A 24,849-nucleotide genomic window follows, 5' to 3' on the forward strand; every position below is an offset into this window, starting at 1 on the left:
GCGGATGCGCGTTCTGGTGGTAGGCTCCGGCGGCCGGGAACACGCGCTGGTGCGGGCGATTGCGCGCAGCCCCCTGGTGACGGGCCTCTGGTGCGCCCCGGGCAATGCCGGAATCGCGGAGCTTGCGACGCTGGTGCCCATCCCCGCCGATGACGTGGAGGCGCTGACCGCTTTCGCCGCCACGAATGCCATCGATCTGGTCGTGCCGGGACCGGAGGCGCCGCTGGTGTTCGGTCTCGCCGATGCCTTGCAGGAGCAGGGCATACGCTGCTGCGGGCCGACCGCCGAGGCGGCGCGGCTGGAGGGCAGCAAGCAATTCGCCAAGGAGGTCGCCGACGCGGCGGGCATCCCGACGGCGCGGTGGGAGGCTTTCACCGATACCCATCACGCGCTCGAATTCGTGCGGCGGCGTGGCGCGCCGCTGGTGGTGAAGGCTGATGGTCTGGCGGCCGGCAAGGGTGTCGTGGTGGCGCAGACCGTCGAGGAGGCCGAGGCCGCGGTGATCGCCTGCATCCGCGAGGGCAGCTTCGGCGCTGCGGGGGCGACGGTGGTGATCGAGGAGTTGCTGGAGGGCCCGGAGGTTTCGGTCTTCGCCCTGTGCGACGGCACCGATGCCATCTTCCTGGGCGCGGCGCGGGATCATAAGAGGGTGGGCGACGGGGATACGGGGCCAAATACGGGCGGCATGGGCGCCATCGCGCCGCCGCCGAGCTTCACCCATGCGACCCAGCTTCAGGTGATGGAGAGCATCATCCGCCCGACGCTGGAGGAGATGACGGCGCGGGGAGCGCCGTTTCGGGGCATCCTGTTTGCCGGCATCATGCTGACCGCAGCGGGTCCCAAGCTCATCGAGTTCAATGTCCGTTTCGGCGATCCGGAATGCGAGACGCTGCTGCCGCTGCTGGAAAGCGATTTGCTGGAAGCGCTGCTGGCCGCCTGCGATGGCCGGGTGGCGGAGATCGAGCTGCGCTGGCGGCCTGAGGCTTCGGTCTCGGTCGTCATGGCGGCGCGGGGTTATCCGGGCGCCTATGCGCGCGGCGAGGCGATCGGCGGGCTGGATGGGCTGGCGGCGCTGTCCGATGTCACCGTCTGCCAGGCCGGAACGCGGGCCGAGGCGGGCGGTGTGGTTTCCGACGGGGGGCGGGTGCTGGTGGTGACGGCGACCGCGCCGAGCCTCGCTGCCGCGCGGGCTCGGGCCTATGCGGCGGTCGATGCGGTGCATTGGCCGGGCGGTTTTTGCCGGCGCGACATTGGGGATGCGTTGGCCCTGCGGGTTTGACTGAGGTCAGCCAGCGTCATCCGGCAAGCTGTCATCTACCCCAAATCCCGCCTTTGCCACCAGCGACGACAGCCGCGGCGGCTCGTTTATTCACCCGAGGGCGCATTTGGGGTCCATCTAAGTAGCGAGAGCGGTATGCCCAATGCGCCGAGAGATGGCACGCGCCGTGCATGGACAGAAACGACCGAGAGGCTAGTGTAGCTCGGTAAGCGTCCACCGCATTCCAGACCCTCGGAGAATGGCCAGTATGGTTTCCTCGCCGTCCGGCGCCACGGCCCCCACCGCCGCGATCGTCATGCCGAGCGCATTTCCGGTAACGGCGCCCGGCACCCAGGGCGACCGGCTGATTGAGATCGCTGGAGTCGAAAAGGTCTTCGGTGATCCCAACACCGGCCACCGCGCGCTCGAAGCGATCAATATTTCCATCATGGAGAAGGAATTCTTCACGCTGCTCGGCCCCTCGGGCTGCGGCAAAACGACGCTGCTGCGCATGATCGCGGGCTTCGAGAATCCGACGACCGGCGAAATCCGGCTGCACGGAAAGGATGTCGCAGCACTGCCGCCGCGCGAGCGGCCGGTGAATATGGTGTTCCAGAACTACGCATTGTTTCCGCATCTGACGGTTTATCAGAACGTCGCTTTCGGACTTGAGATGCTGAACTGGAAGAAGGCCGATATCACGGCCCGGGTTGACGAGATGCTTTCGCTGGTGAAACTTTCGCAGTTTCGCGGCCGCAAGCCGACGCAGCTTTCCGGCGGACAGCAACAGCGCGTGGCTTTGGCCCGTGCCCTCGCTCCTCGCCCCCAGGTGCTGCTGCTGGACGAGCCGCTTTCGGCCCTGGATCTGAAGCTGCGCAAGGAAATGCAGTTCGAACTCAAACGCCTGCAGCGCGAGACCGGCATTACCTTCGTGCTGGTGACGCATGACCAGGAGGAAGCGCTGGCGATGTCGGATCGGCTGGCGGTGATGAATACCGGCCGGGTGCAGCAGGTCGGCACACCGGAAGAGGTTTACGATCAGCCGCGCAATCGTTTCGTGGCAGATTTCATCGGCGAGGCCAATCTCATCCACGGCGCGACCCTCGGCCGCAATGCGGATGTGATGGTGGCGGTGCGGCCGGAGCGGATCGAACTCACGATGCCTGGTTTTCAGCCACGTATCCGGGGTGTGGTGGAAGCCGCGACCTTTCTTGGCTCCGACACGTTGCTCGAGATTCGCGCCGGGGAGGATCGGCTGCGCGCCCGGATCCGCGGCGCGGTGAGGCTGGAACCGGGAACCAATGTCGGGCTGAGCTGGCCCGACGATGCCGAGCGCCTGTTGGCGGATTGAGCGGGAGACTGGGCATGCGCTTCCGCACCACTGGTTTCCTGCTTTTGCCGGCGGTCGCCGTGATCTTTATCTTCATGGCGATCCCGATGCTGATCTCGCTGACCTATTCATTCCTGACCGCCAATACCTATGGGGGCGTCACCGGACCGCTCAGCGTCGGCGCCTATATTCAATTGCTGTATGACCAGGATTTCGACGGCAGCCTGGTGTTTATGCCGGATTACATCTGGATCATCCTGCGATCGGTCTATCTCGCGGTCTTCACGACGATATTGAGCCTGGCCGTGGGTTTTCCTGTCGCCTGGTATATCGTCTGCCAGTCGGCGAACCGGCGAAAAGTCCTGTTGACGCTGGTGACCCTGCCGTTCTGGATCAATACGCTGATCCGCACCTATTGCTGGATCCTGATCCTGCGCGACGAAGGCCTGATCAACAATTTCCTAAAATGGACCGGGCTGATCACGCACCCGCTACCCTTGCTGTACAATCAGGGCGCGATCCTGCTCGGGCTGGTCTACACCTTCCTGCCGTTCATGGTGCTGCCGATCTACGCGACGCTAGAGCGGCTGGATCCTCGGCTCATCGAAGCCGCCTACGACCTTTACGCGAACCGGGTGCAGTTGTTCCGCCGTGTCGTTTGGCCGCTGACTAAGCCCGGTGTGGCAGCCGGAACCGTGCTGGTCTTCGCGCCCGCGCTCGGCGCCTTCCTGCAGCCCGATCTGCTTGGCGGCGGCAAGCAATTGCTCATCGGCAGCCTCATCGAGATGCAATTCACCTCCTCCCGCAACTGGCCCTTCGGCGCGGCACTGGCGACACTGGTGACGCTGGCCGTGGTCGCGGCACTGGTGTGGCAGAACCGACGCGGCAAATCCGTGGAGGCGCAAGCATGAGCGCCGCCACCAATGCCAGCCACGCGATCCATGCGAAGTCCGCCGAAGCGAAGCGGCGCCGGCGGCGGCCTTTCGACTGGCGGCATAATCCGGGGTTCGGTCCCTTCACGCTGCTGGTGATGCTGTTCCTCTACACGCCGCTGGTTGTGCTGGTGATCTTTGCCTTCAATGCCAACCGGCTGGTGACGATCTGGAGCGGCTTCAGCTTCAAATGGTTCGTCTCCGTAGCCAATAACGGAGATATCCGGCACGCCGCCTATATCAGCGTGCTAGTCGGTGTTCTCGCGACGATCTGCTCAACCGCGATCGCCATCGCCGCCGCCTTGGGTTTCGAGCGCGGCGGCTGGTTTCGCGGACGCGGCAGCGCCATCGGCCTGGTCACCATGCCGCTGGTGGTGCCCGAGATCGTCACCGCCATCACCACGCTGATTTTCTTTTCCGCGATCGGCTTTCACAGCGGCGTGCTGAACCTGGTCATCGCGCATACGGTGTTCTGCATTCCCTTCGCGATGCTGCCGATCCAGGCGCGTCTCAACACCTTGGGCGCTGGATATGAGGAAGCCGCGCGTGATCTCTACGGCAGCGAATGGCGCATCTTTCTGCGCATCACGCTGCCACTGATGTCGCCGGGCATCATGGCGGGGGCGATCCTTGCCTTCGTCACGTCGCTCGACGACTTCCTGATCAGCTTCATGGTCAGCAGCGCGGGCTCCACCACCCTGCCCGTCTATGTCTACGGCATGATGCGACTGGGCGTGACGCCCGAGGTCAATGCGATCTCGGCTGTCCTGCTCGTGATCTCGGCGGCGCTTGCCTTGGTCGCGTTCATCATCAGCCGCCCAAGCGAGGCCGCGACGGCCGCCGCTGCGGGAACACCGCAGACGGCCGCCACGCTCTAGAACACTCACCAACCGGAGACTTCCATGACGCCGTTCCGTTCGCTCCTCGCGCTCTGTCTGAGCGCCACCGCTTTGGCGGCGCTGCCCGCCGCACGGCCCGCCCAGGCCGCCGATCCCGGCATGCTGCATATCTTCAACTGGACCGACTACACGTCTCCGGACATGCTGAAGAAGTTCACCAAGGAGACGGGCATCAAGGTCACGCTCGATACCTATGATTCGAACGAGACTTTGCTCGCCAAGCTCAAGGCCGGCACGACGGGCTACGATATCGTGGTGCCCAGCAGCGACTTCGTGAAGATCTTCGTGAGCCAGGGGCTGCTGCAGAACGCCGATGTCGCCAGTATGGCGAACTTCAAGAATTTGGAAGAGCGCTGGAAGACCCGCGCGTGGGATCCGCAGGCCGAATACACCGTGCCATGGCAATGGGGCACGACGTCCTTCATCTATGACACCAAGGTCTATCCGGGGCCGGTCGATAGCCTCGAGACGCTGTTCAAGCCGCCGGCGGTGTTCAAAGGTCAGGTCGGCATGTTCGGCTCTCCGAGCGAGGTCATCAACCTCGCGCTGATCTATCTCGGCAAGCCGGTCTGCAACTCGAACCCGCCCGACCTGAAGGAAGTGAATGCGCTGCTGGAGGCGCAGAAGCCTTTCGTGAAGGTTTATAACTCGGACGGCATCGAGGATCGTATGGCATCGGGCGAGACCACGATGCATGAGGTTTGGTCCGGCGATGGCGAGCGTGCGCGCGTGCAGCGGCCGACGCTGAAGTATGTCTATGCCAAGGAAGGCGGCATCGGCTGGATGGACAACCTCGCGATTCCGGTCGGCGCGCCGGATGTCGAGAACGCGAAGAAGTTCATGAACTTCATGATGGACCCGGAAAACGCGGCGCTTGAGAGCGATTTCGCGGGATACCAGAATGCTGTGGTTGGTTCGAACAAGTTCCTCAAGCCGCAGCTTGCCTCGGCCCCGGAGTTCAATCCGCCCGCCGATTATAAGATCACCTTCGCGCCGGGCTGCCCGCCGGCCGCGACGAAGGATTACGACCGGATCTGGACGCTGCTGCGGAAGTAGGTGGTTCAGGCCTGCCCGCCTCATGTGTGAGGCGGGCAGGCTGCAGGACATCTATTGTTCGAACCGTTCTCACACCATTCCGTCATGCTCGGCGAAGGCAGAGCATCCAGGTCTTGCTTACGGCGCCAAGGAAGGACGTGGATGGCACGCCTTCGCGTGCCATGACGGATCTTGAATTACGGTTCGAGAATAGATCATCACGCGCCCGTCCGGTAAGCCACAACCCCATCGCATATCGTCATCACAGGACGCAACTCTCTCACCGCCTCGGGCGCCGTCTTCACGATGTCGCCTGACAGGATCACGATATCCGCGAGATAGCCTGGCGTGAGCTGGCCCTTGCGGTCCTCCATGAACTCCACCCATGCGCTGTCTCGCGTATAAGCGGCGAGTGCCTGATCCAGGCTTGGGCGGTGGTCGGGCAGGTCCGCGCGCCACGGCTTGCGTGTCAGGGCGTCGCCGATCGAGGCGAGCGGGTCGAGCGGGGAAACCGGCCAGTCGGTCGCGAAGACCAGCTTGGCGCCGGCGTCGCGCAGCGTCTTCCAGGCGTAGGCGTAGGGCCACTTCGCCTCCCCGATGCGGGAGATCGTGGGCTGGAGCGGCAGACCGGCCGAGCCGGGCGGATGCGGCGGCTGCATCGAGGCAACAACTCCGAGGGCGGCGAAGCGCGGCACGTCGTCCGGGCTCACCACTTCGATATGCTCGATGCGGTGGCGGCTGTCTCGCGCGCCATTCGCCTCGCGCGCCGCCGCGTAGCCGTCGAGCACGATGCGGACGGCGCCATCGCCGATCGCATGGACAGCGATCTGCAATCCGCGACGATCGGCCTCGATCGCGACATCCCGGAAGTGTTCGGCGGTGAACAGGGGCTCGCCGCGCCAGCCGGGGCGGTCGGCGTAATCGTTCAGCATCACGGCGGTCCATGAGTCGAGAACCCCATCGACGAAGACCTTCACGAAGCCGGATTGCAGCCGGTCATCGCGGTAGTCCTCGTTCATCCGGGAGGCTCGGGCCAATGCGTCGAGCGGCATGAACTCCTTCATGTGGAAAGGCACGCGCACCCGGGCGGTGAGGTCGCCAGTGGCGTCGATCTCGCGCAGCAGGTCGAGGGTGTAGCGATTGCCGTCCATGTTTTGGATCGAGGTGATGCCATGTTGCGCGCAGTAATCGAGGCCGCGCTTTAACGTCGCGCGGTCAGCAGCGCGTTCGGCCTCGGTCAGGCTCGCATCGGGTTCAAGGCCGGCGATACCGAGCCTGGCGCGTGCGCCGGCGCGGTCGAGCCCATAGACCGGATCGAAGGCTTCGCGCTCCCGCAGCTCGCCCTGGGCGAGACCGCCCGCTTCCATCACGATTTCATTGCCCGGACCGAGCTTGCGGCCGTGCAGGATGCCGGCCTGGTCGAGCGCGATCGTATTGGCCCAGGCGGTGTGAGAGTCGGGTGCCAGAAGCATCAGCGGGCGGTTGGGCAGGATGCGGTCGAGGTGATGGCGGCTGAGTGGCTCGGTCGCTGACAGGATGGTGTAGTCGGCGGATTGGCCGATGATGAGGCCGTCCCCGGGATTGGCGCGGTCGAAATCCTGGATCGCGCGTTGTAGGTCGCCGAAGCCTTGGACGCCGCGAAGCTGGAGATGGGACAGCGCTGCCGCGCCGAGGAAGAGGTGCATATGGCCTTCGTTGAAGCCGGGGAGCACGGTGCCGCCCCCCGCCTCGATCACGCGGGTTCGCGGGCCGCGCAGGGCGCCGATCTCCTCCGCGGTGCCAACGGCGGCGATGCGGTTGGCGATGATGGCGATCGCTTGGGCCGTGGGGCGTTGGGGGTCCATCGTCAGTATTTGACCGCCCTGGATGATGATGTCCGCCGTATCGCTCACCGCCATCCCCTTTGAAACCTGGCGCGGCGCAGATAGCATGGTTCAGGAATTTTTAAGAGATGAGGTGCCCCGCCATGACCAGTTGGAAATCCTGGCTAGGTCTGACAATCGCCGCAGCAGCCTTCGCCGTGCCGGCGTTTCAGGCCGCGCGGGCGGCGGATGCCGGGGTGCTGCATATCTACAACTGGACCGATTATACGGCGCCCGATCTCCTCACGAAATTCACCAAGGAAACCGGAATCAAGGTCTCGCTCGATACCTATGATTCGAACGAGACGCTGCTTGCCAAGCTGAAGGCGGGGGCAACGGGCTATGACGTGGTGATCGCATCGAGCGATTTCGTGCCCATTCTGATCGACCAGAAGCTCATCCAGCCTGTCGATGCCGCGAGCATGAGCAATTTCAGCCATCTGGCGCCGCAGTGGAAGGCACGGACCTGGGATCCGAAGGCGGAATACACGGTGCCGTGGCAGTGGGGCACGACCTCGTTCGTGTATGACACCAAGGTCTATCCCGACCCGGTTGACAGCATGGCGACGCTGTTTACCCCGCCTGCCGTGTTCAAGGGCCAGATCGGCATGTTCGGCTCGCCGAGCGAGGTGATCGGCATGGCGCTGGTTTATCTCGGCAAGCCGCCCTGCAATGAGGATCCCACGACCTTGAAGGCGGTGATGGCGATGCTGGAGGCGCAGAAGCCGTTTGTGAAGGTCTATAATTCGGATGGAATTCTCGACCGCATGACATCCGGCGAGACAACGATGAGCATGGAGTGGTCAGGCGGCGCCGCCCGCATCCGTGCCGCGAAGCCGACAGTGCGTTACGTTTATCCGAAAGAAGGCATTGTCGGCTGGATGGATAATCTCGCTGTGCCGGTCGGCGCGCCCGATGCCGAGAACGCGAAAAAGTTCCTCAACTTCCTGATGGATCCGCAGAACGCCGCCATCGAGACCAATTTCGCTGGCTATCAGAATGGCGTTGATGGCAGCAATGCTTTCGTCAAGCCGGAGATCGTCAACGCGCCTGAATACAATACGCCGAAGGATGAGAAGCTCAGCTTCACGCCGTCCTGCCCCGCCAAGGCGACGAAGGATTACGATCGGATCTGGACCCTGCTGCGCAAGTAATCGGGAGACAGGGGATGGAAACGATCTTCAGCGCGGACCACGCGCTGCATGCGAGCCCGGGTGAGTTGATCTCGGGCGAGTTCTCTCCGGCTTTCGAGAAACCGGAGAGAGCGGAGATCATTCTGGCGCGGGTCAAGGAAGTCAGGCTTGGCGCGGTACGCGCGCCGGATCGCTTTCCGCGTGAGGCGATCACGCGGATTCACGATGCGCGCATGGTCGATCTGCTGGAGACGGCGGCGGCGGATTGGGCGGCGCTGGGACGTAAGGATGGGGCTTTTCCATACACCTTCGCAGCTGACGGCATGCGTGCGGACCGTTTATCTAAGAATGTGGAAGGCCGGCTTGCGCGGTATTGCTTCGACGCCGGGACGCCCATCACGAAGACGAGCTGGCAGGCGATCCGCAGCTCGGCCGATGTCGCGCTGACGGGTGCGAAGGCGATCACGGAGGGGGCGCCGGCGATCTTCTCGCTTTGCCGGCCGCCCGGCCATCATGCGGGGTCGAACCATTATGGCGGCTATTGTTTCCTCAACAATGCCGCGATCGCGGCGCAGGCTTTGTTGGATGGCGGGGCGAAACGCGTTGCTATCCTGGATGTCGATTACCATCACGGCAATGGCACGCAGCATATCTTCTACGACCGCTCCGACGTGCTGGTGGTGAATATCCACGCCACGCCGGATCAGGAATTTCCCTATCTGCTGGGCTTCGATGACGAGCCCGGACGCGGCGCAGGCGAAGGCTTCAACCTTAACCTGCCATTGCCTTGGGGAAGTGGCTGGGAAGAATGGGGCGCGGCTTTGGAGACGGGGTGCCGGAGGGTGGAGGAATACGGGCCGGATGTCGTGCTCGTGTCGCTTGGTGTCGATACCTACAAGAAGGATCCGATCTCGCATTTCAAACTCGACCACGATGACTTCATCCGGATCGGCGAGCGAGTCGCGAAGCTGCGACGCCCGACATTGTTCGTGATGGAGGGCGGCTATGCGGTGGTGGAGATCGGCATCAATGCGGTGAATGTGTTGACGGGATTCGAGGGCTAGAGACGGACGTCCGACATATGCGCGCTGCTGGTTCCCCGATTGACGCGATTCTGCGCTTGACGGGGAACCAACAACAGCAGTCTCCAGCAAGTTCTACGTGCAGATAGCCTCAGGCACATGACTATGCGATTTGACGTGCGCCGGTGGCTAGTCGCTGAAATGCGGCAAGGTTTATCACCTGCTTAGGTCAGCAACTGGAGGCACCCGCCAGCCGACTATGCTTTGCGGTCGGCAGCAACCCGTTGGACCTGCCCTTGAAGGGGCTTCCGTTTTGGCACCACAATTGGCAACTCGAGGTTCAGGACGTTTGGGTCGCCGTTGGGATTCTTCGCACCACGAGGAAGCTCGGCCGCGATCTTTGCAGCCTGTTCCGACGTGAACTTACCAGTGGGGCTGATGACTGCGACGCGACGGTTCGTTACCGGCAGACCCTCTACCTTACGCTTTGGCTCGAATTTCTCGACCGGCGTCTCGTTATGGCGAGCCTGCTGCCCCGCGCGGCCTGCTGAGCCTACGCCCCCTGATCCTGACATTTTCAATCCTTACCGAAGTTGGTTCAGGGACGTTTCCCTCCCCCGGTGGTACGCTCAGAATCTTGCCAAGAGATTTATCGATACGGGTCGGCCACCGTTGTGAAACAAGCTTCACGATGGTGCCGCACCGTCTCGCGGTTATCCCTTATTAAGGGCGTATCGATACGCCACGGCGGCCGAGCAGTCTTGACACATCGGCTTCGGCGAAACCACCTCCCACTCAGTTTCGGCCTGTCGCGATGCCGGCGCCTCGGGGGTCGGTGACCCAAAGGCAGGTCTTGAAGCTGCCTGGGATGAAGTCGGGGCAGCCGATGGCATTGGCGCGGCCAGGTTCCGGCACCGGCTGGCCGATGTCTCGCCCGCCATGGCGTAGCGCGTTGTCGGTGGCGACGGCGACGGCGAGCGGGGCGCCCTCCTGGCCCGAAGCGGCCACCGCGGCGCGGAAGGCGTTCAGCGGGCGGTTCCATACCAGCGCAGCGCTCAGCAGCGGCACCTGGGCATGCGCCGGGGAAGCGGCGAGAAGAATGCCGGTGCCGGGAGCGATGCGGCCAGTGCCAAAGAGATTGTTCATCGTCAGCGTGCAGGCGACGGCGCCGCCATATTGATCCGCCGTCACGAAGCTGGTCGAGGCCGCGAGTTGCGGCAGATTGCCCTGCGGCAAGTTGGCGTCCTTGAGCAGCGCCTCGGGATTTTCGGCGCTCATGCCGTGACGCCAGGCGGTGGCGATGCCGAGGGCTGTCGCCTGGGCGCCGCCGAGATCGTTCTGATTCGCCCGCAATATGTTGAAGGCGCCCTCGGCGGCGAGACCGCCGTCGGCGGGCGGCGGCAGAAAGGCGACCTTGGTGCCGCCGAGCGGACGTTCGAGCGGCATTGTCTGCGTCGGCACAGCGGCGGCGAGGTCGGCGGCGCTGATGGGGCCGCCCGCCTGGGACGAGCCATCGACGAGACGCTCGGCGAGCCGGCCCTGGTAGAGATCCGTGACGCCCCGAAGGCGGAGCTGGTCGAGCGTGGCGGCCAGGTCAGGCTGGGTCATCGTCGCGCCCACGCCGAGCGGGGCGCCCGCCGCATCACCGAAGGCCGCGCGGGCGATCGGGTCACCGAAGAGCGGACCCGAAACCACGGCAAGGTCGCTCTCGAAGGCCTGGGACACCGGGGTGCCGAGGGCGGCCAGGCGCTGTGCCGGGCCAATGAGCTGGTCGATCGGCTTGAGGCCATAGACCGCCTGCATGAGTAGCAGGCCGCGCGCCGTCATCGGCACGGCGGCCGGACGGCTGCCACCTCCGGCGGCGGCGGGCGGCAGGAAGAGGAACGCCGTCGGACCCTCCTTCTTCCCCGGCTTCACCGACGGCGAGAAGGCGAGGCAGGCGCCGCCGCCGCCCAAGGAGGCGCGGGACGGCAGGGTGACCATCAGGGTGAAGGCGAGCGCGGTCGCGGCATCGGCGGCATTGCCGCCGGCGGCGAGAATCGACCGGGCGACCAGCGCCGCCGTCGGCTCATCAGCCGCGGCTGCTCCTGCCCAGACCGCCGGCGGTCCGCCTTCCGCCGAGGCCGGCGGCGGCTGCTCCGGTCCGGCGCCAATGAGGCGATTGTGGAAGAAGCCGCAGCCGCTCAGGGTCATGGAGAGGGCGACGAGCGTGGCGGTCGAGCGGAAGAGGTGGCTCGCCGCGCGGGCGCGCGACCGCGGCAGGCCCTGCGACTGTGACATCTTCATCCCTTCGCCGGTCCTCCGGCGCCATCGGTGGTTTGCATTTTGAGAATCTGCCATAACCGCCTTCAGGTAACCCGGCAACCACGGCCCCTAAAAACCTGGGAGCCTTTCGGCGACCCAATGCCGTGCTCGAAGGACAAATGCTCATGACCTTACGGCCGCTTCTCGTCGCGCTTTCCGCCGTGGCGCTGCTCGTTGGCCTGGCACCTGGGCGTGCAAGCGCGCAGCAGAGCACCGCGCCCGGCATGATGGCGCCAGCCACGCCGACGCTCGGCGGCAACAGCTTCTCAGCGGCCCAGCGGGCGGAGATCGTGTCGATCATGCGACAGGCGATGATCCGCGATCCCTCGATCCTGCGCCAGGCGGTCGCGGCGCTGCAGGCCGATGACCAGCGAGCGCAGGCCAATGCCCAGGGCCAAGCGATCGCGGCACAGCGCGACGCTTTAGTGGCCGACGCGTCGGATCCGACTATCGGTAACCCGCGCGGCGACGTGGCGGTTGTCGAATTCTACGATGTGCGCTGCCCCTATTGCCGCCAGGTGCGGCCCTTGATCGAAACTCTCGCCCGCGAGGATCCCAAGGTCCGGGTGGTGTTCAAGGATATCCCCATCCTGGGGCCGGCGAGCGTTATCGGCGCCCGGGCCTTGCTCGCGGCGCAGCGCCAGGGCGGCTATGCCAAGATGCAGGAGGCTTTGATGTCCGAAAGCGCGCCGGCGACGGAGGACAGCATCAGCGCCGATGCGACTCGCCTGGGGCTTAACGCCAAGATGCTATTGCGGGACATGAACAGTCCGGCCGTGACGGAAAAGCTTGCCGCCAATGCAAGCCTCGCCCAGACGCTCGGCATCAGCGGCACGCCGGCTTTCGTGATCGGCGACCAGCTCGTGCCGGGCGCTGTTGGCCTCGCCGACCTGCACAAGCTCGTGGGCATGGCCCGCGCGAGTTAAGCCGGATCGGTCTCGACCGGGTTAGCCGAGAAGTGGAAAGCGTTCGACGAGCAGGAAAGATTTGCCTGGGCCGCTCTGGGTGAAAAGCGCAAGACTTTCGACGCGGCGCGGATGGGCCAGCGCGGTGGCGAAATGGGCCTCGGCGAGAGGTGCTATTCGGGCGTGTTCCTCCGAGTCTAGGCGTCGGGTCAGCGTCATGTGGAAACGCCAGGCGCCGAAGACATGCGGATAACCCCAGCGGAGGAGCATCGCCTCCTCCGCCCTCGGTAGCCCTGCACCGCGCCGCTTCTGGAGTTCCGCCGCATCAGGCGGCATGCGAAAGGGATCGAGCGCCGCCACACTCAGATCGGCCAAGGCTTGGAGCGCTGGGCTGGGTGAGGTTTCGCGCAGCGCCAGGAAGCCCGCGAGGTCGGCGACCGCGAAGGCCGGCAAGGCGAAAGGCGCGATTCCGGCGGCGAGGGTTGCCACTGCTTCCTGAAGCGAGCCCCAGGTTGAGACAGACGAGAGACGGAAGGGCGGTTTGAGCGTGGCATGGAAGCCGTAGGCGGCGGGCTCACGCGTGAGATCCGCTTCTTTCAAGCCGGGCGGTCGGTCGCGCGTCGCGCCGGTCTCGGGGTCGCGGCCTAGCCAGGTCGTACCGGCGTGCCATAGCGGATCCGCTGGTTCAGGGACGTAGTAGACTGCTGCGCGGGCGAGGCTCGATCCGCTCATCCGTCAGCCCACTCGGACGCCGCGCCGCCAGACGGCTCGGACGGCGGGAAGGCCCTCATAGACGCGCAGCTGCACGAGGTCCGCGGCGAGACCGACGGCGAGGCGGCCGCGATCAGCCAGATTCGCCATACGCGCGGGACTTGCGGTGATCAGGCCAACCGCCTGGGGCAAAGGGATGCCTGCAAGCCGCGTCGCCATGAAGGCGGCCTCGATGAGGCTGCCGGGCACGTAATCCGAGGCAAAGGCATCGACCGTTCCTGCCCGCAGCAGGTCGATGGCGGCGACATTGCCGGAATGTGAACCTCCACGGACGATATTGGGGGCGCCCGCGATGACCGTCATGCCATGCGCGCGCGCCGCCTTTGCCGCTTCCAATGTGACGGGAAACTCCGAGATGCGGATGCCGTCGGCGTCGTTTTCGGCGATCTCTTCGGCCGTGCGATCGTCGTGGCTCGCAATGGGAATAGCGCGCCCGGCAATCCCGGTGAGAACGGCGGACCGGTTGGGGCCGCGCCAAAGCGCGCGTAACGCGCGGTGGTGTTCGAGCTTGCGGTCGATCTCCGGCTCGGTGGCGCCTTCTCGCCGCCGGTTGGCGCGATACTGCGCGACATCGCCCCATTGGCCGACGCCCGGGGAATGATCCATCACGCTGACCAGGTGAAGCTTCGGGTGGTCGATATAGCGGCGGAACTCGTCCTGCATGTCGGCGGCCGGAAGCTCGCAGCGCAGATGCAGGAGGTGTTCGGCTTTCAGGAGGCCGGCGGAAGCGAGGATGTCGAGATCGGCGACGCCGTCGGCCAGGGTGCGCTGGCGGTCTTCCTCGAAGCCGAGGTCACCGACGCAGAAGGAGTCGAAGACGGTGGTGACGCCCGCCACAGCGCATTGTGCGTCATGCGCCAGGAAGGCGGAGCGCGAGGGCCAGCGCGCGCTGGGCCTTGGCTGAACCTGACGCTCGAGGTTGTCGGTATGGAGATCGATGACGCCCGGGATGAGGAAGTCACCCTCGAGGTCGATGCCGCCCGCGCGCGAGCCGCCTTCGTCGAGGGCGGCGATCAGTTCTCCTCGTATGGATAGGCCGCCGTCGAGGATGCGGTCAGGCAGAACGAGGCGGGCATTCGATAGCCGAATTTCCGGCTTCATGAAGGCTTGATTTCAAACGGTCGCATGTCCGGACACAGGAGTCCGCGGCCGGTTGCCGTGATGACCATTTCGGCGCGCTCATTCCAGGGTTGGCGCTCTGCGTGACCCGGTCGGGCCAGAAGGGCTTCTTGCTGACCGCAGGCTATCCAGCGCTCTCAGAAAACACAACCCGGCTGGCCTTGGACGTTGCATGCGGGGATCCGCCCTGGCGAAACTAGGCCCCGATGGCATTCTTAGGGTGCTAGACCGTGATGATCTAATAGTGAGCCGCGACCCAAAGAGCCGTCGTGGCACGAAGGCGTGCCATCCACGCCTGCCTTCGTGAAGCAAGCAAAGGCGATGCCCGGCCTTCGCCGAGCATGACGTGGTGGAATGAGCGCGGTTCGAATCAAAGACATCCCGCGCTAGTTCGTTGATTTATTCCCCGCAAGCTCCGCGCCATCGACAAAGAAAACTCTCCGCAGCCGGTCTCCGCCGATCGCTTCGTTCAGGACGCGGAAACCGAAGAACGGAATCAGAATCAGAAGCATGATGAGGAAACCGGCAAGGGTTTCCTCTAACCTTCGGCCGAAGAGATCACCGAGCGAAGCGGAGATCGACAGACCGTGGAACAGCCCGACGACCACCTCCTCGAGGCTGGTGAGGATCACGAGCAGCACCAGGAAGGCGGCTGCCTTGTGCAGGGTCGGCCAGATCAACGGACGGTCCTTGTAGCGTTCGCCGAGTTTCAACCCATTGCCGATCAACATGAATTTCGCAAGAAGCAGGGCCTTGACGATGGCGATGCCCCAGAGAGCGGAGTGAATGCCATGCGTGTGCAGCACCGCCGCTTTCATCAGGATAACCGCGCCGAGCGTCACGTAGAGATAGGCCGTCAGGATCACGAACTCTCGTAACTCGTGCACGGCCCGCTGATTCAGCGTCGCTTTCGCGTGGGTCTCGGTTGCCACGAGTATCTCCTGCCGTGTTGTGCCGCTTTCGCTATCAGGCTGTCTTGCAAGCGGTGTCCGGTTCTGCTGCCCGGTCTACCGCATCGTCTTTCAGCGCCTGCAGCCTCGCGGCAAGCTTAAACGGCCGCCTCGGTACCGGCAACCTGCCGGCTCGATCGCGGCCGTTGCCTCGCCCATGATCGAGCCGGCCTATTCGTGCACGAGTTCCTCATCATGCGGGTGGTCATCCTCCACGACGAGATGCACGCCCAAAGGATCCGGGGGGTCATATTCGCCGGCCTCATGCCAGTCAGTGTCGAAGACTTTCTGAAGCGCGGCAACCGCCTTCGGATCCGCGACAAAGCAGCCGAGCTCACGTCTGAGGTCGAAGGCGCTGCGGTCGATATTCATGGAGCCGACGAGGGCTCGCTTCTCGTCCGCCAGCAGGAGCTTCGCGTGAAGGCGCAAATGCTTTTGCTTGCGGACCTTGATGCCATTTCGCGTCATGAGCCTGAGGGAGGCAAATGTGTCGAGGATGTCCCAGGTGCTGATGCCATGCTTGCCGCCACAGATCACGCGCACACGAACGCCCCGGCCATGCGCCTCGATCAGCCGGTCCAGCACCACGGCATCGACGAATTTCGGGTGCTGCACATCGAGCGTATGCTTGGCCTGATCGATGAAGGAGCACATGAGGACGCGTGAACCGCTATTGCTCCACAGCAGGGCGCTGTGACTGGGACGACTATACGGCTGGCGCTGCCAATCATGCTCGAAGCATTGCGCGATCTCCGCGACCACCGCCGCGTCTTCCGTGACGACCCCGTAGTCGCGCGTGAGCGTGAAATACTTCACGCCGTAGTTGAAGGTGGCGATCAGCGCGAGACGGCTGTCGATCACCATGGATTTCTCGTGGGTGACAGCGAAATCCGGGCTGCTCCAGTTCAGTTCTATCCCGCCGGCTTCCAGCCTCTGTCGCATATCGTCATTCGCCCGGCTACCAGAGGAGCGAGCGGGATTGAGCATGACCCGCACCTTGACGCCCCTTTTCTGTGCCCTGATGAGCGCTTCGGCGATGTCATCCGACGTGAAGGTGAACATCTTCAGGTCGATAGTCTTTTTCGCGCCATCGATCAGGTCGAGCACCGGCTTGCTGCCGTCCTGAGGCTGAACGATCGCGTGCCCGCTCGAAATCCAGCTAATCTCTTGGTTAATTTCCATACGTTCGGCCCTTCACTTTTATTTTGGTTGAGCCCGCAAGAAACGGATGAGCCAACGGGCGCCTAGGGCTTCCTACGCGGATCATCCTCACTAATCTTGCGAGGAGAGGTTTTCGAGTGTGTATTTCAGCGGCTCCACTGAGACCTTGAGTCCCCCCGTGAATGGATAGTTGATATTGATCACGACGAACAGCGACATGAATATAACGGCAGCGAGCATCCCCGTCATGATGACCTGGGACATCACGTGCTTGGTGCCAAAGAAGAGAGCGAAGGCGATGTTGAGGATCGCGCCCCCCACCAGGACAGACCACAGGATGGGCGGAGCAGCGCCGCGGCTTAGTTCCAGCCGCTCGCGCCGGGCCTCCGCCAGCAAGCGCAGGTCGTCGAGCGTTGCCGAGAACATATCGGATTCCTTAGCGTTGGTCGGCTTTGCCGCCAGCACCGATGTATACAAGTTATTCAAGGCGATAGTGGTGGAGACGTCAGCTTGGCCGGTCTCCATGGTGTCCGCCTCGCGCCCCAGCACGGAAGTCAAGTAATGCCGGACGCCCGCCTGTAGAGCTGGGCGATACGTGCTCTCGAATTCATCCGCCAGGCGATAAATCCCCGCAGTGGAGGCGGCTTCCGCGGTCACCGCATCCTCCGCGTCCTTGAATTTCTCCCAAACGGTGATGATCGCGAATCCGAGGAGAACCGCGTAGACCACGCCGACTACCGCGAATTTAAACCCGGCGACCTCATTGTTGCTGACGAGCCGCTCGAATCCGACATTGCTCCGGACGAAAACGGTGAGAATCATCGCTATGACCGTGGGTATACCCACCACAAGCAAGGCGCATGTCCAGATCGGTTGGCTCGCTAGCCAGAGAATCACGAGGCGGTCCCTTCTTATCCCGCGATCGCCAGGTGCGGCCACGTCTCGCCACGAATTCCCCGCACGCGCGGCCTGGGGCGCCGAGTGCCCGAAGGAGGCTAGCAACCGGGTTCCCCGGAGGCTATTTAATTCGGAGATGGTCCGTTTCGGGGACCGGCGGCGGTTCCGAGAAGCCGCCGGAAGCCGCCGCACGATACGTCATTGCCGTTCCCTGGTTACCTGTCGTAGTCCAACTTCGGATACCAATCCCCGCCCCGCCCGTCCGGCGTCGAATCCAATACCATCCACAGCGGCGCGGCATCCGGGGCGCCCCGCGGATCCTGGCCGGGGTCCGCCGTGGTGTCCGTCATTTCGGCGGACCAAAAATGGCGGATTTTGCCGTCGCGACGCGTGAACACGTTGAACGCGGGAATTTCCTCACCGTCCGACAATAGGCCGAAATAGTCGCGCGAGTAGTTGTCGTTGAGGTCGCTCAATAAGCGGAGGTCTTTCCAGCCGCGTTCGCGCTTCCAGCCGACAAGACGGTCTATGGGTGAGCGGGCAACAACGGCGAAGGCGATGTGCTGGCCGATGTCGGTGGCATTTCCCTCCCAGGCGTCCAGCATATTGGTGCACATCGGACAGGGGCGATCACGCTGAGGGCCGAACATGTAGCTGTAAAGCGCGAGCGTCGATTTGTCGCCGAATAGCGCAGCGAAATCCATAGCACCATTCTCGCCCTGGAAGCTGTACTTGCCGATGACTTCGCCGCCGGGTGGCAAGGCGCGGCGCTGCGCGGCGACACGCTCGATATGGCGCCGCAGTTCGATTTCCTCGGCCAGGAGCGCGGTGCGGGCAGCACGGTATTCGGCGCCCTCGTTGAGAATTCGAACCCGGTTGTTGCGCGCCAGTTCGCTCGCCGGAGTGAGGGTCTCCGTTTTAACGTCCATCTGAAACTCCCAGGTTTTGAAGCGGATGGCGACGAACGCGCCCATCCGCTTCCGTTGTTTCAGCGCTTCGGGGCGACCAGGGCGAAATGCGCACCCTGCGGATCAATGCATTGCACGATCCACTGACCACCGGGAACTTCCGTCGGACCCATCAAAAGGGTGCCCGCGGCGGTCTTCACGCGCTCGACCGCGGCATCGATTGCCGGGACGTTGAAGTAGTAGCCCCAATTCGGATACGGGACTGCTTCGGGCTTTGTCATCATGCCGCCGGCTGGCTCCTCGCCGGTCGCAAATAGCTGGTAGGTGCCCATCGGGCCCATATCGAAGCTGTCCGCCTTGGTCCAGCCGAACATCTTTTCATAGAAGGCGAAGGCCGATTTCCATTCGCCGGCATAGAGTTCGCGCCAGCCGATCGTGCCGGGCGTCCCTAGGGGCAAGGCAGGCGGTGCTTTGTCGATAAGACCCTTGGCGACATAGAAGACGGCGCCTTGCGGATCCGCGACGACCGCGAAGCGGATGATGCCGGGAACGGTTTCCGGCTCGTGCTTCACATTGCCGCCTTCCTGCTTCAGCTTGGCGACAGCCGCGTCGACATCATCAACGGCGACGTAGCCAAGCCAAGCGGGCTTTACCCCGCGCTGGGCCACTTCTTCCGGAGTCGCCATGAGACCCGCGACGCCCTGACCGTCGACAGTGAACAGCGTGTAGTTCTTGCCGCCGCTGCTGGCATCCTGTGTGTCCCACCCAACGACATCCGAGTAGAATCTCGCTGCCGCCTCCGTATCGGTGGTCATGATATCGTACCAGAAGAACTTCCCGTGCATTTCGCTTCTCCCTTTCGTTCCCCCAACTCAATTGACATTATGGGTTGATGTCAACATATTAGTTTTGTGGATGATGTCCCCTTCGAGATTACACTGCAGGTCCGTGATACCTGCCTGTGCCTCGCCGCCCAGCGGGCCGCGCGGGCTCTGGCGCGGCGGTTCGATGAAGCGCTGCGTCCTTTGGAACTGACGAACGGACAGTTCTCGCTCCTAATGTCGCTCAATCGGCCGAAGCCGGCAGCAATGGGGCCCGTCGCCGAGTTATTGGCGATGGACCGCACCACACTGACGGCCGCGCTGAAACCGCTCGAGCGCCGAGGGTTGGTAGAAGTGACGGTTGACCCCAAGGATCGCCGCGGTCGCCTTTTGACGCTGACGACCGAAGGCCAGAGGCGCCTCGCGGAGGCGGTGCCGATATGGAAACACCATCACCGCGAAATCGAAAAACACTTGACCGCGCCTGACGCTCTTAGGCGCGATTTGGCAATCTTGAGCAGCATCGAGCGTCGGTGAGCGATCGGCGCATCGAACCCTAGCGAACGCCGTACTGCCTGAGCCAGGCGATGGCGCGGCCCCAGGCGGCTTCGGCATCGGCGTGGTTGTAGCTGGGCCGATAGTCGGCGTGGAAACCGTGGCCGGCATCTGGGAAATAAACGATCTCGACTGTCTTGCCGGCGGCTTGAGCGCGCGCTTCGGTTGTGAAGACGTCAGCCTGGGCGATGCTCGGATCCTCGCCTCCGTAAAGACCCAATAGCGGGCAGTTCAGTTCCGCCGCCATGTCGATCGGGTTGCGTGGTTGGATGGTGCTCGTGGGACCCGCAACCGGCCCATAGAAGGCGACCGCCGCGCGCAGCCGCTTGTCGTGTTCCGCGAACAGCCAAACCTCCCGGCCGCCACGGCAGAATCCGATTGTTCCAATCCGAGCGGCGTCCCCCTGATGGGCCGTGGCCCAATCGATGGCGGCTCCCAGGTCCGTCATTACAGTCGCGTCCGGCGCCTTGAGGATCACATCTCGGAAAATCTTCTCCCCGTCGGTCATTTTCGAGAGGTCGGCCAGTCGCGCATAGAGCTCCGGCGCTACGGCGAGATAGCCAAGCTTAGCGAGGCGGCGGCAAACATCCTTGATGTAGTCGTGAACACCGAAGATCTCCTCCACCACCACCACGATCGGAAACGGTCCCGATCCTTCTGGGCGTGCGAAATAAGCGGGAAGCAGACCGTCCGACACCGGAATCTTAGTCTCACCAACCGTCAGACCCGTCGCATCCGTGTGGATCTGCTGTGCTTCGGCGCGCGGCGTCGCCAAAGTGAGGCCACTGATCAGGCTGGTCATTACAAAACCACGGCGGGTCAGGATTGAGAGATCGTCTGGTGTCACAGGGTGTCCTTTCGATAGCATTGTGAAACCATAGCCGCGACGGTCATGCGGCGGCATGCAAGTCATGCGGCCCTCATGCTTGTCAATGTCGCAGCTGGAGAACGAATAGTTACGCTTTACGATCTTGGCACATGAAAGCATAGCCTTCGCAGCGAGCGGGTTCAGGGTGCATGATACGCCGTCCCGTCAGCGAAAGGTTAGACCATGTCCGCCACCGAGGCCCCGACTTACGTCGTCGACGAACGCAACCGCGTGAAGCGCCGGCATGACCGTGGGTCCTACGATCACGAGACGGTCCACCGGCTGCTCGATGCCGCGGCACTCTGCCACGTCTCCTATGTCGTCGATGGTCTGCCCTACTGCACGCCCACCCTCTTCTGGCGCGAGGAAACGCGGCTCTACTGGCACGGCAGCAGCGCGAGCCGCATGTTGCGAAACCTTTCGGACGGACAGCCGGCCTGCCTCACGGTGACGCATCTCGACAGCCTCGTTCTCGCGCGCTGCGGTTTCAACCACTCGGCCGACTACCGCTCGGTGATGGCTTTTGGGCGGGCTCGGCTCGTCACCGAGCCCGAGGAAAAACGCCGCGCCCTTGTGATGATGGTGGATCGTTTCTTTCCTGGCCGCACGGCACAGTTGCGCGCGAGCACGGACCAGGAAATCAAGGCGACGTCAGTTGTGACGATGGAAATCGAGCGGGCGTCAGCGAAAATCCGCGCCAAGGGCGTTGCGGATGACGATGAAGATTACGCGCTCCCGATCTACGCGGAGCGCCTTCCGGTCCACACCGTCATTGGCGAGCCTGAGGCGTGCCCCCGGTTGCTATTGGGTGTCGAGCGGCCGGCGAACCTTGCGGGCTATCTGGCCGAACGGCCGCTCGAGGAGGCACTCGCGGAGGCCTATGCCGAGGCTTACGCGCGCGGCTAGGACAGGATGACCTGATACTGAACGGCGAACCAAAGATCCGTCATGGCATGCGAGGCGGGGCGGCCCCCCGCATGCCATCCACGCCTTGCCTTCGTCACGCAAAGCAAAGGCGTGGATGCTCGGCCTGCGCCGAGCAGGACGTGGAGGAATGAAAGGTTCAGACCAGAGATATCCGGCTAGGAAAGACCCAGCATGCGCTTCACCCCGGAACGGCCAGCCTCCTGATCAATGAAGTCCTCAAAGGTCGAGGTACTCACTTTGATCAGATGATCGGCGATAAACTTGGCCCCTTCCCGCGCGCCGTCCATGCGGTCCTTGATGGCGCATTCCCATTCTAGAACCGCCCATCCGTCGAAACCATGAACTGAGAGCTGCGAGAAGATCGAACGGAAGTCGATGTCACCATCGCCAAGCGAGCGGAACCGTCCGGCGCGATCCGGCCAATCCGAGAAGCCGGAATAGACGCCTTGCTTCGCCGTTGAGCGCAACTCGGCGTCCTTAACGTGAAAGGCTTTGATTCGCTCGTGATAGACGTCGATGAAGCCGACATAGTCCAGGTTCTGCAGGCGGAAATGCGACGGGTCATAGGCGATGCAGCAACGCTTATGACCATCGAGCAGATCCAGGAACCGCTCGAAGGTTGTGCCATCGAAAAGATCCTCGCCGGGATGGAGCTCGAAACAGGCATCCACGCCATGCTCCTCATGCTCGTCCAGGATTGGGCGCCACCGGCGCGCGAGTTCCTCGAATGCCTCCTTGATCAGGCCAGGGGGGCGAGGCGGCCAAGGGTAGACATAGGGCCAGGCGAGACCACCCGAGAAGGTGACGTGCGACTTGAGACCCAGATTGCGGCTCGCTCGGGCACCGAACTTCACCTGTTCCACCGCCCATTGCTGACGCGCCGCGGGATTGCCTCGCACATGAGGAGCCGCAAACGCATCAAAGGGTTCGTCGAAGGCTGGATTGACCGCCACGAGCTGCCCTTGCAGATGGGAGGCGAGTTCGGTGATCACCACGCCGCTTTTATCCGCGGTAGCCTTGAGGTCGTCGCAATAGGCCACGCTCTCGGCGGCTTTTTGCAGGTCGATGAGGCGCGTATCCCAAGCGGGAATTTGGACGCCCTTGTAGCCAAGTGACGCGGCCCAGCCACAGATTTCAGCGAAACTATTGAACGGCGCTTCATCGCCGGCGAATTGAGCCAAATAGATCGCAGGTCCCTTGATCGTCTTCATTTTTTTCTCCCCCGGGCGAGGTTGCCGCATACGCCGGCTATTTGCAAAGCAATGTAGACCGGTTTTCCGGGGGCGAACCAGAACACGGCCACGCGCGCGGCCACTCAATGAAACCTGTGCAGCGGTTCGGTGGCAGCGGCACGTCAGCGAAGTTACGGCAAGGACGCTGCCCGCAAAGCCGCCTCATATGCCATCCGCACCCACTTCGCCATGATATCGGGGTTGTCGAAGGCGTCTTCTGGGATCGACCAGTAAGGCATTTTGACCGCCTTCCTGGTCTTGTTCTCGTACGCCCATTGCGTCGCGCCGGCGGCCTCGAACTTCGGCGCGCTGAGGGCGTCTGCCTTCAGCAGGATCTCGTCACTGACTTCGAGCGCCAGGATATGGCCCCTGTGATAGATGCCTTTGCCACCAAACATGCGCCGGATGGTGATCGGGCCTAGGGAAGAGAACATCTCCTCTATTTCAGCGTTGTCCATCTGGCTTTCTCATAGGGCGCGGACCTGGTGGGCCTTTCGCTTCAGGGCTTACGAAACAGCAGCACGAAGTTGTCAGCCTCGCCGACCGCTGCATAGCGGGCGTGGTCTTTCTCGCCCAAGGCGAAAGTCGGCGGCAGTGTCCAGACGCCTTTCGGCCAATCCGTCGTGTCTTTCGGATTGGCGTTGATCTCGGAGCTGCCGACGAAGACGAAACCGGCCTGTTGCACCAGGGCGATGGCGTAATCCTGGCGTACATAGCCGCTGACCGCATGCGGATCCTGCGGCCGGTCGGGGCGAGCGCGATGGTCCTCGACGCCCAAAACCCCGCCAGGCTTCAGGGCGACGAAGAAGGCCGCGAGCATCTGGCTCGCCTCATTCGTCGCCATCCAATCATGCAGATTGCGGAACGTGACGACGACATCGGCCGAGCCCCGCGGGGCGATGGTGTAATGGCTGTCCCCTAGCTCGGTGGTTTCGGCTTTTGGAAAGCGGGTGCGAAACGACGCTGCCTGCTTGCCGGGCGGCAGGGCGGCGACGTAGTGTCCGTGGCCCCGCAGGTAAGGCATCAGGATTTCCGTCCAATAGCCGCCGCCGGGCCATATCTCGACCAGCTTTGCGTCCGGCTTCACGCCGAAGAAGCGGAGTTCCTCCGCCGGATGACGCACCGGGTCACGCGCGATGAAGGCGGCGCTGCGTGCCGGCGAAGCGATGGCCTGCTGGAGGGCGTTGTCGTCGCTTTGCGCCAGGGCAGCTGTCGCCACGGACATCAGTGCCGCCGTGCCGGCGAGCAGTCGTGCAATAGAGGTCATGGATTGGTTATCTACCTCTCGGTCGCGGGGATCCAGGGGCGCCACGATTACGGGGCGTGATAGGCGCCTTGCGCCTGGCACAGCCGGGGTTACGCTTTGTAGCGTCCCGGGTTGCGAATTTCGGGCTACCGCTTGTCCCCATTGGGGGCGGAGCAGAGAAAGCGATGCATCCGGAGTTTCGAACGGTCCTATGGTTCGTCGCGAGGCTTCTCGCGGGGCCGGACCACCCTGAAGATGGCGGGTTCGACAACGAGCCGCCCAGCCGGCGAGGCGCCGTCATCGCGCTCGTGTTCCTTGTGCTGCTGGGCTTGTTCGGGCTCTGGATCAGTCGCGCATTGCGAGATACCGGCAAGTTGCAGGATTGTGTCATGCAGGGGCGGACGAACTGCGTGCCCAGCCAATAACCAATGCGGGAGTGAACCGTGACCGAGTTCGAGAATGAGCTGATGGACCGGCTGCAAACGATCGCGGATCAGAAATTCGGCGGCCATCTGACGATCCTGAAATTCACCACGAACTGGCGCATTTGCTTCGGCTCCCCGGAGGGGGAGGATCTCTGGAACGACATTCAGAAGATGCCGGTTGGCCGTAGTTTCGCGGAGGCCGCGCAGAAGGCGGTCAATGATCCGCGTACTTTTGGAGTGGAAGCCTAGGGGGATGTCTTCTGTTGAAACCCTCGCTATCCCACCACGT

Annotated in this window: 26 protein-coding genes; 13 read left to right on the plus strand and 13 right to left on the minus strand. The window is 63.4% G+C overall.

All coding sequences use genetic code 11. The annotated features are described in order from the left end of the window. The first annotated feature begins 4 nt into the window (after positions 1 to 4). From purD to GSQ83_RS10030, 5 genes are all read left to right on the plus strand, one after another. Complete coding sequence (purD, locus tag GSQ83_RS10010; RefSeq protein WP_158802731.1) at positions 5 to 1,279, plus strand: phosphoribosylamine--glycine ligase; 1,275 nt, start codon at positions 5 to 7, stop codon at positions 1,277 to 1,279. Positions 1,280 to 1,526: 247 nt separating this feature from the next. After that, on the plus strand, positions 1,527 to 2,609 hold the full coding sequence (locus GSQ83_RS10015; protein ID WP_254065596.1) for an ABC transporter ATP-binding protein: 1,083 nt from the start codon (positions 1,527 to 1,529) through the stop codon (positions 2,607 to 2,609). 14 nt (positions 2,610 to 2,623) lie between these two features. Beyond that, positions 2,624 to 3,499, plus strand: a complete 876-nt coding sequence (locus tag GSQ83_RS10020; RefSeq protein ID WP_158802732.1) for an ABC transporter permease — start codon at positions 2,624 to 2,626, stop codon at positions 3,497 to 3,499. Beyond that, positions 3,496 to 4,398, plus strand: a complete 903-nt coding sequence (locus GSQ83_RS10025; protein ID WP_158802734.1) for an ABC transporter permease — start codon at positions 3,496 to 3,498, stop codon at positions 4,396 to 4,398. Before GSQ83_RS10020 ends, GSQ83_RS10025 begins: the two co-directional genes overlap by 4 nt. A gap of 24 nt (positions 4,399 to 4,422) precedes the next feature. Next, positions 4,423 to 5,475, plus strand: a complete 1,053-nt coding sequence (locus GSQ83_RS10030) for an extracellular solute-binding protein (protein WP_158802735.1) — start codon at positions 4,423 to 4,425, stop codon at positions 5,473 to 5,475. Positions 5,476 to 5,672: 197 nt separating this feature from the next. Here GSQ83_RS10030 and GSQ83_RS10035 read toward each other — a convergent pair whose 3' ends face one another. Further along, positions 5,673 to 7,346, minus strand: coding sequence for an amidohydrolase (locus GSQ83_RS10035; RefSeq protein WP_216850025.1), 1,674 nt, complete (start codon positions 7,344 to 7,346; stop codon positions 5,673 to 5,675). 74 nt (positions 7,347 to 7,420) lie between these two features. On the opposite strand from GSQ83_RS10035, the gene GSQ83_RS10040 reads away from it, so the two are divergent. From GSQ83_RS10040 to GSQ83_RS10050, 3 genes are all read left to right on the plus strand, one after another. Then, positions 7,421 to 8,470 (plus strand): extracellular solute-binding protein, encoded by a 1,050-nt coding sequence (locus GSQ83_RS10040; protein WP_158802738.1) that lies wholly within the window; start codon positions 7,421 to 7,423, stop codon positions 8,468 to 8,470. Positions 8,471 to 8,484: 14 nt separating this feature from the next. After that, positions 8,485 to 9,513, plus strand: a complete 1,029-nt coding sequence (locus GSQ83_RS10045) for a histone deacetylase family protein (protein WP_158802740.1) — start codon at positions 8,485 to 8,487, stop codon at positions 9,511 to 9,513. A 254-nt stretch (positions 9,514 to 9,767) separates the two neighbouring features. After that, positions 9,768 to 10,022 carry a hypothetical protein gene (locus tag GSQ83_RS10050; RefSeq protein ID WP_158802742.1) on the plus strand — a complete coding sequence of 85 codons (255 nt, stop codon included), beginning with the start codon at positions 9,768 to 9,770 and terminating at the stop codon, positions 10,020 to 10,022. Positions 10,023 to 10,266: 244 nt separating this feature from the next. On the opposite strand, the gene GSQ83_RS10055 is transcribed toward GSQ83_RS10050, so the two are convergent. Beyond that, positions 10,267 to 11,751, minus strand: a complete 1,485-nt coding sequence (locus GSQ83_RS10055) for a gamma-glutamyltransferase (protein WP_254065597.1) — start codon at positions 11,749 to 11,751, stop codon at positions 10,267 to 10,269. 149 nt (positions 11,752 to 11,900) lie between these two features. Here GSQ83_RS10055 and GSQ83_RS10060 point away from each other — a divergent pair, with 149 nt between their 5' ends. Further along, positions 11,901 to 12,701, plus strand: a complete 801-nt coding sequence (locus tag GSQ83_RS10060) for a DsbA family protein (RefSeq protein WP_158802743.1) — start codon at positions 11,901 to 11,903, stop codon at positions 12,699 to 12,701. Positions 12,702 to 12,722: 21 nt separating this feature from the next. Here GSQ83_RS10060 and GSQ83_RS10065 read toward each other — a convergent pair whose 3' ends face one another. The 7 genes from GSQ83_RS10065 to GSQ83_RS10095 form a co-directional block, all read right to left on the minus strand. Beyond that, the gene (locus GSQ83_RS10065) at positions 12,723 to 13,412 is read right to left on the minus strand and encodes a DUF1045 domain-containing protein (protein ID WP_158802744.1); all 690 of its coding nucleotides are present in this window, start codon (positions 13,410 to 13,412) and stop codon (positions 12,723 to 12,725) included. A 3-nt stretch (positions 13,413 to 13,415) separates the two neighbouring features. Continuing rightward, the gene (locus tag GSQ83_RS10070; protein ID WP_158802745.1) at positions 13,416 to 14,552 is read right to left on the minus strand and encodes an alpha-D-ribose 1-methylphosphonate 5-triphosphate diphosphatase; all 1,137 of its coding nucleotides are present in this window, start codon (positions 14,550 to 14,552) and stop codon (positions 13,416 to 13,418) included. Between the two features lie 404 nt (positions 14,553 to 14,956). Further along, positions 14,957 to 15,502, minus strand: coding sequence for a hypothetical protein (locus tag GSQ83_RS10075; protein ID WP_158802747.1), 546 nt, complete (start codon positions 15,500 to 15,502; stop codon positions 14,957 to 14,959). A 189-nt stretch (positions 15,503 to 15,691) separates the two neighbouring features. After that, complete coding sequence (locus tag GSQ83_RS10080; RefSeq protein WP_158802749.1) at positions 15,692 to 16,702, minus strand: phosphatidylserine/phosphatidylglycerophosphate/cardiolipin synthase family protein; 1,011 nt, start codon at positions 16,700 to 16,702, stop codon at positions 15,692 to 15,694. A gap of 90 nt (positions 16,703 to 16,792) precedes the next feature. Next, positions 16,793 to 17,503, minus strand: coding sequence for a DUF4239 domain-containing protein (locus tag GSQ83_RS10085; protein WP_158802751.1), 711 nt, complete (start codon positions 17,501 to 17,503; stop codon positions 16,793 to 16,795). A gap of 290 nt (positions 17,504 to 17,793) precedes the next feature. Continuing rightward, positions 17,794 to 18,552, minus strand: a complete 759-nt coding sequence (locus tag GSQ83_RS10090) for a DUF899 family protein (RefSeq protein WP_254065598.1) — start codon at positions 18,550 to 18,552, stop codon at positions 17,794 to 17,796. 14 nt (positions 18,553 to 18,566) lie between these two features. Further along, positions 18,567 to 19,331, minus strand: a complete 765-nt coding sequence (locus GSQ83_RS10095; RefSeq protein ID WP_158802752.1) for a VOC family protein — start codon at positions 19,329 to 19,331, stop codon at positions 18,567 to 18,569. A gap of 180 nt (positions 19,332 to 19,511) precedes the next feature. Here GSQ83_RS10095 and GSQ83_RS10100 point away from each other — a divergent pair, with 180 nt between their 5' ends. Then, complete coding sequence (locus tag GSQ83_RS10100) at positions 19,512 to 19,844, plus strand: MarR family winged helix-turn-helix transcriptional regulator (protein ID WP_371417987.1); 333 nt, start codon at positions 19,512 to 19,514, stop codon at positions 19,842 to 19,844. Between the two features lie 19 nt (positions 19,845 to 19,863). Here GSQ83_RS10100 and GSQ83_RS10105 read toward each other — a convergent pair whose 3' ends face one another. Continuing rightward, the gene (locus GSQ83_RS10105; protein ID WP_254065599.1) at positions 19,864 to 20,709 is read right to left on the minus strand and encodes a dienelactone hydrolase family protein; all 846 of its coding nucleotides are present in this window, start codon (positions 20,707 to 20,709) and stop codon (positions 19,864 to 19,866) included. Positions 20,710 to 20,913: 204 nt separating this feature from the next. Here GSQ83_RS10105 and GSQ83_RS10110 point away from each other — a divergent pair, with 204 nt between their 5' ends. Beyond that, on the plus strand, positions 20,914 to 21,636 hold the full coding sequence (locus GSQ83_RS10110; RefSeq protein WP_158802753.1) for a pyridoxamine 5'-phosphate oxidase family protein: 723 nt from the start codon (positions 20,914 to 20,916) through the stop codon (positions 21,634 to 21,636). A 176-nt stretch (positions 21,637 to 21,812) separates the two neighbouring features. Here the strand turns inward: GSQ83_RS10110 and GSQ83_RS10115 are convergent, their stop codons facing one another. The 3 genes from GSQ83_RS10115 to GSQ83_RS10125 all read right to left on the minus strand — a co-directional run bounded on the left by GSQ83_RS10115 (position 21,813) and on the right by GSQ83_RS10125 (position 24,156). Then, complete coding sequence (locus GSQ83_RS10115; protein WP_158802754.1) at positions 21,813 to 22,868, minus strand: sugar phosphate isomerase/epimerase; 1,056 nt, start codon at positions 22,866 to 22,868, stop codon at positions 21,813 to 21,815. Positions 22,869 to 23,020: 152 nt separating this feature from the next. Continuing rightward, positions 23,021 to 23,347, minus strand: coding sequence for a TfoX/Sxy family protein (locus GSQ83_RS10120; RefSeq protein ID WP_158802755.1), 327 nt, complete (start codon positions 23,345 to 23,347; stop codon positions 23,021 to 23,023). 41 nt (positions 23,348 to 23,388) lie between these two features. Then, on the minus strand, positions 23,389 to 24,156 hold the full coding sequence (locus GSQ83_RS10125; protein WP_254065600.1) for a class I SAM-dependent methyltransferase: 768 nt from the start codon (positions 24,154 to 24,156) through the stop codon (positions 23,389 to 23,391). 56 nt (positions 24,157 to 24,212) lie between these two features. Here GSQ83_RS10125 and GSQ83_RS10130 point away from each other — a divergent pair, with 56 nt between their 5' ends. Further along, positions 24,213 to 24,560, plus strand: a complete 348-nt coding sequence (locus GSQ83_RS10130) for a hypothetical protein (RefSeq protein WP_216850026.1) — start codon at positions 24,213 to 24,215, stop codon at positions 24,558 to 24,560. An 18-nt stretch (positions 24,561 to 24,578) separates the two neighbouring features. After that, positions 24,579 to 24,809, plus strand: a complete 231-nt coding sequence (locus tag GSQ83_RS10135; RefSeq protein ID WP_158802757.1) for a hypothetical protein — start codon at positions 24,579 to 24,581, stop codon at positions 24,807 to 24,809. The last annotated feature ends 40 nt before the right edge of the window (positions 24,810 to 24,849 follow it).

This window comes from Acidisoma sp. L85, from assembly GCF_009765865.1.
Lineage (GTDB): Bacteria > Pseudomonadota > Alphaproteobacteria > Acetobacterales > Acetobacteraceae > Acidisoma.

Excerpts from the sequence above, each read along its gene's own strand:
- purD (WP_158802731.1), top strand. The coding sequence starts at position 5 with ATGCGCGTTCTGGTGGTAGGCTCCGGCGGCCGGGAACACGCGCTGGTG.
- GSQ83_RS10015 (WP_254065596.1), top strand. The coding sequence starts at position 1,527 with ATGGTTTCCTCGCCGTCCGGCGCCACGGCCCCCACCGCCGCGATCGTC.
- GSQ83_RS10020 (WP_158802732.1), top strand. The coding sequence starts at position 2,624 with ATGCGCTTCCGCACCACTGGTTTCCTGCTTTTGCCGGCGGTCGCCGTG.
- GSQ83_RS10025 (WP_158802734.1), top strand. The coding sequence starts at position 3,496 with ATGAGCGCCGCCACCAATGCCAGCCACGCGATCCATGCGAAGTCCGCC.
- GSQ83_RS10030 (WP_158802735.1), top strand. The coding sequence starts at position 4,423 with ATGACGCCGTTCCGTTCGCTCCTCGCGCTCTGTCTGAGCGCCACCGCT.
- GSQ83_RS10040 (WP_158802738.1), top strand. The coding sequence starts at position 7,421 with ATGACCAGTTGGAAATCCTGGCTAGGTCTGACAATCGCCGCAGCAGCC.
- GSQ83_RS10045 (WP_158802740.1), top strand. The coding sequence starts at position 8,485 with ATGGAAACGATCTTCAGCGCGGACCACGCGCTGCATGCGAGCCCGGGT.
- GSQ83_RS10055 (WP_254065597.1), bottom strand. The coding sequence starts at position 11,751 with ATGTCACAGTCGCAGGGCCTGCCGCGGTCGCGCGCCCGCGCGGCGAGC.
- GSQ83_RS10060 (WP_158802743.1), top strand. The coding sequence starts at position 11,901 with ATGACCTTACGGCCGCTTCTCGTCGCGCTTTCCGCCGTGGCGCTGCTC.
- GSQ83_RS10065 (WP_158802744.1), bottom strand. The coding sequence starts at position 13,412 with ATGAGCGGATCGAGCCTCGCCCGCGCAGCAGTCTACTACGTCCCTGAA.
- GSQ83_RS10070 (WP_158802745.1), bottom strand. The coding sequence starts at position 14,552 with ATGAAGCCGGAAATTCGGCTATCGAATGCCCGCCTCGTTCTGCCTGAC.
- GSQ83_RS10080 (WP_158802749.1), bottom strand. The coding sequence starts at position 16,702 with ATGGAAATTAACCAAGAGATTAGCTGGATTTCGAGCGGGCACGCGATC.
- GSQ83_RS10085 (WP_158802751.1), bottom strand. The coding sequence starts at position 17,503 with ATGATTCTCACCGTTTTCGTCCGGAGCAATGTCGGATTCGAGCGGCTC.
- GSQ83_RS10090 (WP_254065598.1), bottom strand. The coding sequence starts at position 18,552 with ATGGGCGCGTTCGTCGCCATCCGCTTCAAAACCTGGGAGTTTCAGATG.
- GSQ83_RS10095 (WP_158802752.1), bottom strand. The coding sequence starts at position 19,331 with ATGCACGGGAAGTTCTTCTGGTACGATATCATGACCACCGATACGGAG.
- GSQ83_RS10110 (WP_158802753.1), top strand. The coding sequence starts at position 20,914 with ATGTCCGCCACCGAGGCCCCGACTTACGTCGTCGACGAACGCAACCGC.
- GSQ83_RS10115 (WP_158802754.1), bottom strand. The coding sequence starts at position 22,868 with ATGAAGACGATCAAGGGACCTGCGATCTATTTGGCTCAATTCGCCGGC.
- GSQ83_RS10120 (WP_158802755.1), bottom strand. The coding sequence starts at position 23,347 with ATGGACAACGCTGAAATAGAGGAGATGTTCTCTTCCCTAGGCCCGATC.
- GSQ83_RS10125 (WP_254065600.1), bottom strand. The coding sequence starts at position 24,156 with ATGACCTCTATTGCACGACTGCTCGCCGGCACGGCGGCACTGATGTCC.